The organism is Clostridioides sp. ES-W-0018-02, from assembly GCF_020658175.1.
Classification (GTDB): Bacteria; Bacillota; Clostridia; order Peptostreptococcales; family Peptostreptococcaceae; genus Clostridioides.
In genome coordinates this window covers 640,289-652,566 of the sequence record NZ_JACVVY010000001.1, presented here as the reverse complement: position 1 = coordinate 652,566, position 12,278 = coordinate 640,289, and the positions used below count along the sequence as shown (strand labels likewise).

General features: G+C 30.4%; 9 protein-coding genes. All 9 read left to right on the top strand.

Annotated features, from left to right (window positions below):
* The first annotated feature begins 13 nt into the window (after positions 1-13).
* Complete coding sequence (locus IC219_RS03060) at positions 14-1,201, top strand: YgeY family selenium metabolism-linked hydrolase (protein WP_227482575.1); 1,188 nt, start codon at positions 14-16, stop codon at positions 1,199-1,201.
* A gap of 139 nt (positions 1,202-1,340) precedes the next feature.
* Positions 1,341-2,711 carry a dihydropyrimidinase gene (gene hydA, locus IC219_RS03055; protein ID WP_227830594.1) on the top strand — a complete coding sequence of 457 codons (1,371 nt, stop codon included), beginning with the start codon at positions 1,341-1,343 and terminating at the stop codon, positions 2,709-2,711.
* 17 nt (positions 2,712-2,728) lie between these two features.
* Complete coding sequence (locus IC219_RS03050) at positions 2,729-4,135, top strand: amidohydrolase family protein (RefSeq protein ID WP_227434961.1); 1,407 nt, start codon at positions 2,729-2,731, stop codon at positions 4,133-4,135.
* A gap of 78 nt (positions 4,136-4,213) precedes the next feature.
* On the top strand, positions 4,214-4,660 hold the full coding sequence (locus IC219_RS03045; RefSeq protein ID WP_227434963.1) for a (2Fe-2S)-binding protein: 447 nt from the start codon (positions 4,214-4,216) through the stop codon (positions 4,658-4,660).
* A gap of 39 nt (positions 4,661-4,699) precedes the next feature.
* Entirely contained in the window at positions 4,700-5,494 is a 795-nt protein-coding gene (locus IC219_RS03040; protein WP_227434965.1) for an FAD binding domain-containing protein, read from the top strand.
* Positions 5,484-7,775 carry a xanthine dehydrogenase family protein molybdopterin-binding subunit gene (locus IC219_RS03035; RefSeq protein WP_227434972.1) on the top strand — a complete coding sequence of 764 codons (2,292 nt, stop codon included), beginning with the start codon at positions 5,484-5,486 and terminating at the stop codon, positions 7,773-7,775. The genes IC219_RS03040 and IC219_RS03035 overlap by 11 nt, the downstream gene beginning before the upstream one ends.
* The gene (locus IC219_RS03030; RefSeq protein ID WP_227482577.1) at positions 7,776-9,089 is read left to right on the top strand and encodes an amidohydrolase family protein; all 1,314 of its coding nucleotides are present in this window, start codon (positions 7,776-7,778) and stop codon (positions 9,087-9,089) included.
* A 35-nt stretch (positions 9,090-9,124) separates the two neighbouring features.
* On the top strand, positions 9,125-10,210 hold the full coding sequence (locus tag IC219_RS03025; RefSeq protein ID WP_227434977.1) for a dihydroorotate dehydrogenase: 1,086 nt from the start codon (positions 9,125-9,127) through the stop codon (positions 10,208-10,210).
* Positions 10,211-10,459: 249 nt separating this feature from the next.
* Positions 10,460-11,308: a hypothetical protein gene (locus IC219_RS03020; RefSeq protein ID WP_227823989.1), complete on the top strand. Its 849-nt coding sequence runs from the start codon at positions 10,460-10,462 to the stop codon at positions 11,306-11,308.
* Positions 11,309-12,278: the final 970 nt, after the last annotated feature.

Below are 12,278 nucleotides of genomic sequence, written 5' to 3'. Positions count from 1 at the left end.
GGGGGATAACGAAATGCTAAACGAACAAAGAAAACAAGAAGTAACTGAGATATGTCAAAAACTAATCCAAAATCCTAGTTCTTCTGGAAATGAAGAAGGGGTTGTAAAAGCAATAGAAGAATCTTTTGAAAAATTAGGCTTTGATAGCTGGTCAAGAGATAGATATGGAAATATAGTAGGATGCATAAAGGGAAATAGACCAGGTAAAAAAATATTATTTGATGGTCATATAGATACAGTTCCAGTTCCAGATGCAAGTAAATGGAGTGTTCCTCCTTTTGAAGGAAAAATAGTAGATGGAAAGATATATGGTAGAGGAACTTCTGATATGAAAGGTCAGTATACTGCAATGATGTCTGCTGTAGCGTATTTTGCTAAAGATACTAATAAAGACTTTGCTGGTGAATTATATGTAGCAGGAGTTGTTCATGAAGAAATATTTGAAGGAGTTTCAGCTAGAGAAATAAGTAAAGCTGTTAAACCTGATTATGTTGTAATCGGAGAATCTTCAGAACTAAACTTAAAGATTGGTCAAAGAGGTAGAGGAGAAATAGTTGTAGAAACTTTTGGTAAACCAGCTCACTCTGCTAACCCAGAAAAAGGTGTAAATGCAGTTTATAAAATGGCTAATGTAATTCAAAGAATACAACAATTAGTACCTCCAACTCATCCAGTTTTAGGTGATGGAATATTAGTTTTAACAGATATAAAATCTTCTCCATATCCAGGTGCATCAGTGGTGCCAGATTATTGTAAAGCTACTTTTGATAGAAGATTATTAGTTGGAGAAACAAGAGAAGGGGTACTAGCTCCAATACAAGCCTTATTAGATGAAATGATGAAAGAAGACTCAGAATTAAATGCAAAAGTTTCTTATGCATCTGAAAAAGCTGACTGTTATACAGGAAATACTATAGAAAGTGAAAGATTCTTCCCAGGTTGGTTATATGATGAAGATGATGAATTTGTTCAAGCAGCATACAAAGGATTAAAAGAAGCTGGAATAGATTCAGAAATAACTCAATATTCATTCTGTACAAATGGAAGTCACTATGCAGGTGAAGCTGGAATAAAAACAATAGGATTTGGTCCTTCTAAAGAAAATCTTGCTCATACAATAGATGAGTACATAGAACAAGAACAATTATTTATAGGAACAGAAGGTTACTATGGAATATTAAAATCTGTATATGGAAAATAATATTTAGTTCACAATAAATTATTTAAATATAGTCTAGAGGTGCTAAATTTAGCACCTTTGGCAAACATAAATTTATGTAAACAATATAAAATTAAAATTCTAAAAGAATCTACTAGAGCTTAAAAGTTAGGAGGTATATATGGGAACAATACTAAGAGGTGGAACTATAATTACCTCTGATAAAACTTATATAAGTGATTTAAGAATAGAAGATGAAAAGATAACTGAAATAGGAAATGATTTAGAAATAAATAATGACAAAGTAATTGATGCTACAGGGAGACTTATAATTCCTGGAGGTATAGATACACATACTCACTTTGATATGAATTCAGGCTCTATAAATACTGCTGATAATTTTAAAACAGGAACAAGAGCGGCTATAGCTGGAGGAACTACCACTATACTAGACTTTGCAGAATCAAGTGAAGGAGAAAATCTAATACAAGGTGTAGAAACATATCATAAAAAAGCAAATGGAAATTGTTATTGTGATTATGGATTTCACATGACAATCACATGCTTAGATAAAGATACATTTACGCACATGGAAAAGCTTATTTCAGATGGAATAGTATCCTTTAAAATGTATATGGCATATGAAGGTATGAAAGTAGATGATGGAACAATATACAAAGTACTAAAGGAAGCTAAAAGCCTAGGTTGTATAGTTGAATTTCATTGTGAGAATGGAGATTTATTGGATGCATTAATAGAAGAACGTTTACAAAATGGAGATTTAGAACCTAAATATCATCCACTTACAAGACCAAACATAGTTGAGAAAGAGGCTGTTTCAAGACTTGCTGATATAACTGAATTGTCAAACTCAAAATCATATGTAGTTCACCTAAGTTGTAAAGAGTCACTAGAAAGTATAAAGATAGCTAGACAAAAAAATGTAGATATGATAGTAGAAACATGTCCGCAATATCTATTATTAGAAGATAGTTTATATAATAAGGATGAATTTGAGGCAGCTAAATATGTAATGTCTCCTCCACTTAGAAAAAAAGAAGATATAGATTTTCTTTGGAAAGGTTTGTCTGAGGGTGATATTCAGACCGTGGGTACAGACCATTGTTCATTTAATTTTAAAGGTCAAAAAGATTTGGGAATTGATAATTTTAGTAAAATACCAAATGGAGCACCAGGTGTTGAACATAGATTATCTCTTTTATATACATATGGGGTTTTGGAAAATAGAATAAGTGTAAATAAATTTGTAGAAGTTACTTCCACAAATGCTGCTAAAATATTTGGGATGTATCCTAAAAAAGGTGAAATAGCTGTAGGAAGTGATGCAGATATAGTGATTTTAAATACAGATAAAGAAGAAATAATCAGTTATAAGAATCAAAAACAAAATGTAGATTATACTCCATATGAAGGAGTTAAAGTCAGATGTAAAGTTGAAGATGTTTTTTTAAGAGGAAAGCATGTAGTACAAAGTTGTAATATCATGGAGCAACCAGCAGGTCAATATATTAAAAGAAAAATTACTAAATAATGCAGGGGGAAATAAGAATGATGGATATACTTATTAAGAATGCGATAATAGTAACTGTAAACAAAGAGAGAGAAGTTATTTTTGATGGGGCATTAGTAGTAAAAGATAACAAGATTGCAGATATTGGGAATTCTAAAGAAATAGAAAGTAAGTACACTGATGTTAAAAAGGTAATAAATGCTAAGGGCAAAGTCCTATTCCCAGGTTTTATAAATACACATAATCATTTATTCCAAACTTTATTAAAAGGATTAGGAGATGATATGGTACTTAAAGATTGGCTAGAAACTATGACATTTCCAGCAGCCAATTATTTAGAGCCAAAGGACACTTATGATGCTGCAATGCTTGGCTGTGTGGAAGGTCTTAGAAGTGGTATAACAACAATGGTTGACTATATGTACCCTCACAGTAAACAAGGTCTTTGTGATGGAATAATAGATGCTTATAAAGAATTAGGAATAAGAGGAATACTTGGAAGAGGATGTATGAACACAGGTGCTCAATTTGGAGTTCATCCTGGAATAATGCAAGATGTAGAAACGGTTGAAAAAGATGTAAGAAGATTGTTTGAAAAACACCACAATACAGAGAATGGAAGAATCAAAATAGGAGTAGCTCCAGCAGCAATATGGTCAAATTCTCAAGAAATGCTTGAGATGCTTTGGAGAGTAGTAAAAGAATATGATGATGCTTTATTTACAGTACATATATCAGAAACTCCTTTTGATAGAGAAGCAGCAAAAGAATTGCATGGGCAATATGACATAGATGTTTTAAAGAAATTGGGAATACTTGGACCAAATGTACTTATGGTACATTGTGTATATTTAACTGAAGAGGATATGGAACTTACTAAAAAATATGACATGAAGGTGTCTCATAACACAGCAAGTAATATGTATTTATCTTCAGGAGTTGCACCAGTACCAGAAATGCTTAAAAAAGGAATAACAGTTAGTTTAGGCGTAGATGGAGCTGCTAGCAATAACTCTCAAGATATGCTTGAACTTATGAAATTAACAGCACTTCAACATAAAGTTAATAAATGTGACCCATTAGCAATGTCAGCAGAAAAAGTTCTTGAACTAGCGACTATAGATGGAGCAAGAGCTATTGGAATGGAAGATGAGATAGGTTCACTAGAAATTGGTAAAAAAGCAGATTTACTAATATTTAATCCAATGCTTTCACCAAAAGCAATACCTATGCATAATCCAGTGTCTACATTAGTATATTCTTCTAGCATGAAAAATATAGAGAGTGTTATAGTGGATGGAAATATAATAATGGAAGATTCAAAAATATTAACAACTGATGAAGAAAAAGTATTAAAAGATGCTCAAGATACAGCTGAGAGACTTTGTGTAAGAGGGACTATAAAGAATAGAATGGAAGGCCATAAGTGGAATAGTCTTTATTAATAAATACAATATTATTCTTAAATAAATTAAATATAGTATAGACTTTGGCTTAAAAATATGAGTTTTGAGGTGATTTATTTGATTATCAAATGTACCATAAATAATAAAGAAAAAGAATTGAATGTAAGACCAGATGATTTTTTAGCAGATACATTAAGGGAAAATGGATATGTAAGTGTTAAAAAAGGATGTGATACTGGCTCATGTGGTCTATGTACAGTAATGGTAAATAACAAAGCTGTGCTGTCTTGTAATTATCTTACTGCTAGAGTAGAGGGACAACACATTACAACACTTGAAGGCGTAGTAGATGAAGCTAAGAAATTTGGGGATTTTCTTGCGGATGAAGGCGCTGACCAATGTGGATTTTGTGCTCCTGGATTTATAATGATGGTTTTAGCAATGAAAAGAGAACTTCAAAATCCAACAGAAGAAGAAGTTATAGATTATGTAAATGGAAATCTTTGTAGATGTACAGGATATAAAGGTCAACTAAGAGCAATACATAAATATTTGAACACTTAAATTTTTTAAGTGAAAATTAAATTGATATGGGGAGAGAATATGATAACTATAAAGGAATATGTAGTTCCAAAAAGTTTAGATGAAGCTTATGAACTGCTAATATCAAGAAAAAACAACATAATACTTGGAGGCTGCGGATTTTTAAAACTAGGTAGCAAAAATATTGGTTCAGCAATAGATTTAAAAGACCTAGGTTTAGATTATATAAATGAAACTGAGAATAGTATATTAATTGGAGCAGATACAAGTTTAAGAACTTTAGAATTAAATAAGGTTATTAAAAATTACTGTAGTGGAGTAATTTCAAACGCTGTTTCTAATATAGTAGGAGTTCAATTTAGAAGTGGAGCTAGAGTGGGAGCTAGCGTATTTGCTAAGTATGGATTTTCAGATTTAATACCTTCATTACTAGTAGTAGATGCAAAGGTTAAGTTATATAAAAAAGGGGTTATGAATTTAGCTGATTTTTTAGAAAGTGAGCTTGAAAAAGATATATTAATGGAAATTATATTACCTAAAAAAGATGCTATAGGTGTATTTGATTCAATAAGAAAATGTACAGGTGATTTTGCGGTATTAAATGGGGCAATGTTAAAAGAAGGAAATTCTTATAAAATTGCAATAGGAGCTAGACCAAGAAGAGCAAAGATTGCATACAAAGCAAGTGAAGTGCTAAGCTTAGAAAATGATGCAAACAAAGCTGGAGAGGTATCAAGTGAAGAACTTTCATTTGGAAGTAACATAAGAGGAAGTAAAGAGTATAGAAAAGATATGGCAAAAGCATTAGTTGTTAGAATGTATAATAGTATTGGGGGTGAGTTTAATGGTAAATAAAGAAGTAAGAAAAATAGATAGTGAAGCCATTGTTACTGGTAAACCAATATATACTGAAGATTTAATTTTTCATAGGGATGTTTTGACTGTTAAACTTCTTAGAAGCCCACATGCTTTTGCAAAAATAAAAAATATTGATATAAAAAATGCATTAAAAGTAAAAGGTGTAGTAGATATATTTACTTACAAGGATGTACCAAATTATAGATATTCAATGGTTGGAGAATCATATCCAGAAGCATCACCTCATGACCAATTAATACTTGAAGATATAGTGAGATATGTAGGAGATGAAGTTGCTATAATAGCGGCTGAAGATGAAAGAGCAGCTATTAAAGCAATGAAACTTATAAAAGTTGAATATGAAGTAATGACACCAATATTAGATGCAAGAGAATCAGAAGGTAATAAAATTTTAATACATGAAGAAGATGATTTGTTTTGTCCGTTTGATTTTGGATTAGATGCTACAAAAAATATAGTATCAAGAGAAAAAATGGGTAAAGGTGATGTAGAAAAAGAGTTTAAAGAGTGTGATGTGATAGTAGAAGAATCTTATATGACTCAATCACAAGCACATTGTATGATGGAAACTCATAGAGCTTACACATATATAGATACTAATGGTAGACTAGTAGTAACTTCTGCAAATCAATCAGCTTATCATATGAGAAGACAGGTTTCAAGAGCATTGGGAATACCTCTTTCAAAGGTGAGAGTAATAAAGCCAAGGATAGGTGGAGGTTTTGGTGGAAAAAATATAGCTGTAACAGAGATATATGCGTCATTTGTAACTTGGATGACGAAAAGACCAGCAAAACTTATATATACTAGAGAAGAAACTTTTGCAATGACTAATACTAGACATCAGATGTTTTTTGACATAAAAGTTGGAGCAGATAAAGAAGGAAATATAAAAGCTATAGATATGAAAGCATTAAACAATACAGGTGCTTATGGTGACAATGGACCTTCAGTTTGTTCCGAGTCAGGGCATAATGTGCTTCCAACCTATAATAATGTACCTGCAATAAAGTTTGATGGAAGGACTGTATATACTAACTTAGTTCCAGGGGGAGCATTGAGAGGGTACGGAGCAACTCAAGGTACATTTGCACTTGATTGTGCAATAGACGAATTAGCACATAAACTTAATATGGACCCAACAGAAATAAAATTAAAAAACATTATAAAAAAGCAAACTGAAGGCGGAATAATGAATTTTCCAATAAGAAGTTGTGCACTTGATGAATGTATAATTAGAGGCAAAAAGCTAATTGGATGGGATGAAAAATATCCTGTTATAGATATTGGGAATAATAAAGTAAGAGCTGTTGGAATGTCAGTTGGAACTCATGGTTCTGGTATAGCTAACATAGATATGGCAATAGTAAATATGAGAATGGATGAGGATGGAACTTATAAGTTATTTTCTGGGTCTTCAGATTTAGGAACTGGTTCTGATACAATACTTGCACAAATTGCTGCCAAGACACTAAATACATCTATTGATAGAATTTCTGTTTATACAGGAGATACAGATATGTGTCCATATGATACTGGAGCATATGCATCTTGTACTACTTATGTAACTGGAAATGCTACAATAAAGTCAGCTGAAAGTTTAAAACAAAAGATACTAAAAGTAGCACAGAAGAAATTAGACCTACCAATCGATGATTTAATGCTATATGAAGACAGAGTTTGTTATAGTGAGGATGTAGAAAAGTTTGTTTTATTAAGTGAATTAGGAAGAGAATCTGTTGGTGGTGGAAATCAAGATGTTTTATACTCATCTGAATCTTATGGGATAAAAGAGAGTGCAAAACCATTTTTAGCAGGTTTTGCAGAGATTGAACTAGATAAAACAACAGGTGAATTTAAGGTGATAAACTATGCTTGTTCAACTGATTGTGGTACAGTTATGAATCCTGCACTTGCAAGAATACAAGTTGAAGGAGGAGTAACTCAAGGTATAGGGCTTGCAATGTATGAAGATCCTAGACATGGTTCTGATGGTAAACTTCAGACTTCTAATTTGTTACAGTATAAAGTTCCAACAAAAAAGGATATAGGAAATATATTAGTAGATTTTGTAGATAATTATGACCCAACAGGACCATATGGAGCAAAATCTTTAGGAGAGATAGTTATTCATACGCCAGCTCCAGCAATAGCAAATGCAATTTTTAATGCAGTAGGTGTGAATATAAGAGAACTTCCTATAACTTCTGAAAAGGTTTATATGGCTATGAAAAAACTAAATCAGGGAGGTAAATAAATGGTTGCTATAAAAAGTAAATACTTAATATCTTCTGCTGATGAAATATATACAAATTATGCTGTTGTAATAGAAAATGACATTATAAAAGATATATTGCCAAATGAAGAAGTTGAATTAAAATATAAAGATATTTCAGAGATAATAAATAAATCAGATGCCATAGTAATGCCAGGCTTTATCAATGGGCATATGCATCAATATGGAGTGCTTTCTAGAGGAATACCAGCAAATGTACATTTTACTGATTTCGAAGGATTTTTAAATGACTATTGGTGGCCGTTTATAGAAAATAGAATAGGACTAAAGGAAGTAAAAGCCACAACTAAAGCATCTGCAATAGAACTTATAGAATCTGGTGTAGTAGCATTTTGTGACACATTAGAAGCTCCAAATACAGAAAAAGGAACTTTAATTGAGCAAGGGAAGATACTAGAAGAAATAGGAATGAAAGCAGTTTTATCTCTAGAAAGTTGTGAAAGAATAAGTTATGAAAATGGGTTAAGATGTTTAGATGAAAATTCTAATTTAATAAAATGGAGTAGAGAAAACAGTAAATTAATAAATGGAATAATGTGTACACATACTAGTTTCACATGTTCAGATAAATTTATCAAAAAAGCTAAAGAAGATGCAAGAAAATTAGAGGCACCAATGCAATTTCATTTATGTGAGAGTATATATGAACCAAACTACTCTAAAAAACACTTTAATAAAAAAGCAGTTGATTACTACAATGATTTAGATATATTAGATGAGACTGTATTAGCGTCTCAATGTGTAAAAGTAGATGATGAAGAGATAGACATATTAAAGGAGAAAGGTGTAAAGGTAGTTCACATGCCTCTTAGTAATTGTGAAGTAGGTGGCGGTTTTTCTCCAGTTCCACGAATGATTAAAAAAGGCATAAAAGTAGCATTAGGCACAGATGGATATATAAATGATTTTTTTGAAGTTATGAGAGGTGCATTTTTAATGCATAAATCAGTTGAAGAAGATGCATCTGTAATGCCCGCAAGTTTAGTATTTAAGATGGCAACAGAACATGGTGCTTATGCATTGGGACTTCAAAAATCAGGAAAAATAACAGTTGGTAATAAAGCAGATATAATAGTTATGGAAGATGAATTTAAAACTCCTGTAACACTTGATAATATATTTGACCAGATAGTAGTGCAAGGTAAAAAAGAATTTATATCAAATGTATACATAGATGGTAAACATATTTTAAAAGAAAAACAATTGGTTAACTTAGATAAAAAAGCTATTGTTAAAGAAATGAAAGATGTTGCCTGTGAATTCTGGAAGTTTTAATAAATGTAAATAAATATGAAAAGGGGAAGTAAATAATGTATAATTTTTTAGGGAAAGAATTAAAATCACCTTTTATAATAGGTTCAGGTCCGTTGACATATAGTGCAGCTGGATGTAAGATACTAAGTGATGCAGGAGCAGGAGCAGTTGTTACTAAGACAATAAGAAAAGAAAGAGCTATAAATCCAGCACCTCATATGGTGAGAAATACAGCTAATGCTCTTTTAAATAATGAGAAATGGACAGATTTTGAACCAGAGCAATGGATAGATTTTGAAATACCACAAATGAAAAAAGATGGAACTGTATGTATAGCTTCAGTAGGTCATACAATAGAAGAGAGTAGTGAACTAGTAGAAAAGATTGCAAATGCAGGAGCTGATTTTATAGAGCTGGTATCTTATGACTATAGAGATTTAATACCAATGCTTAAGGATGCGAAAGAAAGAGTGAATATACCAGTAATAGTTAAACTTCCTCCTATGATAGATGAAATAGGGGCTTTTGCTAAAAAATTAGAAGAAGCAGGAGCAGATGCAATAACTGCTTGTGATTCTGTAGGACCAGCACTTAGAATAGATATAGAAACTGGCCAACCTTTATTAGGTGGAAATGGAATTGGATATTTAAGTGGAGAAACTATTAAACCAATAACTCTACAAAGAATATATGAAATAAAAAAAGAGGTAAATATACCTATAATTGGATTAGGTGGATGTGTAAGTGGAGATGATGCTTTAGAGATGATTATGGCAGGTGCTGACTTCGTTGGTATATGTTCAGTAGTAATATTAAAAGGAGCTCAAGTAATAGCTAAAATACACAATGACCTAAATTCTAATCTTGACAGACTAGGATATAAAACTATAGAAAATGCTTGTGGGGTAGTACATAAGCATATGGGAGAGGTAAATGAAAGACTTAGTTTTGAATTTACTTATGATGAAGAAAAGTGTACTAAATGTAAGATGTGCGAGAGAGTGTGTGCATATCAAGCTAGAAAATTAAATGACAAGATGGAATTAAATGAAGGTGAATGTAGATATTGTGGTCTTTGTATATCAGTATGTAAACCAAAGGCACTTGGAAGAAAGATTTCATGTCCAGAATTAAATGCATAAGATGTTTTATAAAAAATATAACTTCAAAAGATAAAAATTTATATACAGATAAAGGATACCATATTAAAATGGTATCCTTTTGTTTGTAATTATTATTTTTAGATTTATATCTATATTAATTATTTTTTGTAGTAATTATACATAATAATTTTAATAATTAAATTTATAACAACTATTTTAGAGATATATGTTAACATTGTATAGCATTTGTATAAGATGTTATAATAATTAATAGGGATGGTGATGTAAGTGGAAGATAAAATTTTAGAATTATTACATATTATAAATAAAGATGTGGTTAGCATGAAAAATGACATGTCAGAAGTAAAACAAGAAATAAGTGTAATGAAAGAAGAAATAAGCGAAGTGAAACAAGAAATATGCATAATAAAAAATGACATGTCAGAAGTAAGACAAGAAGTAAGTGTGATGAAAAAAGAAATGAATGAAGTAAAACAAGAAGTAAGTGTAATGAAGAAGGAAATGAGTGAAGTAAAGCAAGAAGTAAGTGTAATGAAAAAAGAAATGAATGAAGTAAAACAAGAAGTAAGTGTAATGAAAGAAGAAATGAATGAAGTAAAACAAGAAGTAAGTATAATGAAGAAAGAAATGAGCGAAGTAAAACAAAAAATAAGTGTAATGAAAGAAGAAATGAATGAAGTAAAACAAGAAGTAAGTATGATGAAGAAAGAAATAAATGTAGTGAAAGAGAATTTACATGAAGTTAAATTAGAAATGAACTCTATGCAAAATCAAATAAGTAGTGCAAGTAAAGATATAAGTGAAATTAAAGCAGAAAGTATTGTAGTTAATGAAAAACTATATGAAATAGATGTTAAAGTAGATGCCTTAGAATCTGAAGGAAAATCAATTAAAGAACAACAAATTGAACAAAATAGTATTTTAGGAAGTTTATTACATAACTCTGAAATAAATAAAGCTACTCATGATAATATGGAACATAGTATAGCACATATAAAAGGTGATACAAACTCCATAAAAGAAGATGTTTCAGAAATAAGAAGAGATTTAAATTTAGTAGAATTAGCTACAAGCAAAAATTGGAGCGATATTGTAAAATTAAAATCAGCTAGATAATCTTTTAATTACATTAACTTATCATCCATAAAAGTATAAACTTTCATATAAAAATAGATGCTTATAATAGTCTTACTATTTATTATAAATTTTAGAAATTAAAATAAAAATTTGAGAAAAGATCATTTGAAAAATACTTTTGGTCTTTTTTTTTATGTAATTATAAAAATATCATAAAAATAAAATTTAAAATTTGCTTAATAAAAAATTACAGAACAGTTGGAATAAGTAAATTTTTATCAAGGAAAGTATAAAAAAATTATTCTATGCAAATGTATGCAAATATTGGCATTAAAATTGCTGTATAGAAATAATAAATAGTAATGTACATAAAGATTGTATTATACAATAGTATTACTATTTTTAATTATAGATATTGGTTTATATCTATATGCTAGATAGAAACTTGTATGTTTTATGTTGCAGATACAAATATAGTAAAGGAGAGTACATGGGTACAACTGAGATACATAGCTTATTAAGTTTTTCTGTCTTATGATAATTATATTATAAAATATTCATAAATATTTTGATTTTCAATTTGAAAATTATTTTATGCTTAAATTAATTATTATGTAATTAATTTAATAACAAAAACAGTGAAAGAGTAAATAATATTATTTACAGGGGGTAATAAAAAAGTATATTAAATAAGTTGTACTTTTAGCCCCGTACATAAAGAAATTTATGTAGGACACAACTTTAAAACCAGTAAATCCTAAAGCCTTGCAACTACAATAAAAGATAGAAAGAAACTTTTATGAATGTGGTGAAAACCAGAAATAATAGCAAGGATGGTATATGGTGAGAGCCTAAGTACTTTACAATGGACATTTGGTCGCCAAGCCTAGAAATAGGAAGGTCAAACGACTATCTCGAAAGAGAGTACACTATAAGCTATTGATAGTGGAAACGGGTTGCTCTTAACAGGTAATGCTGAAGATGAAGAAATAGTCTACGCTCATATGAA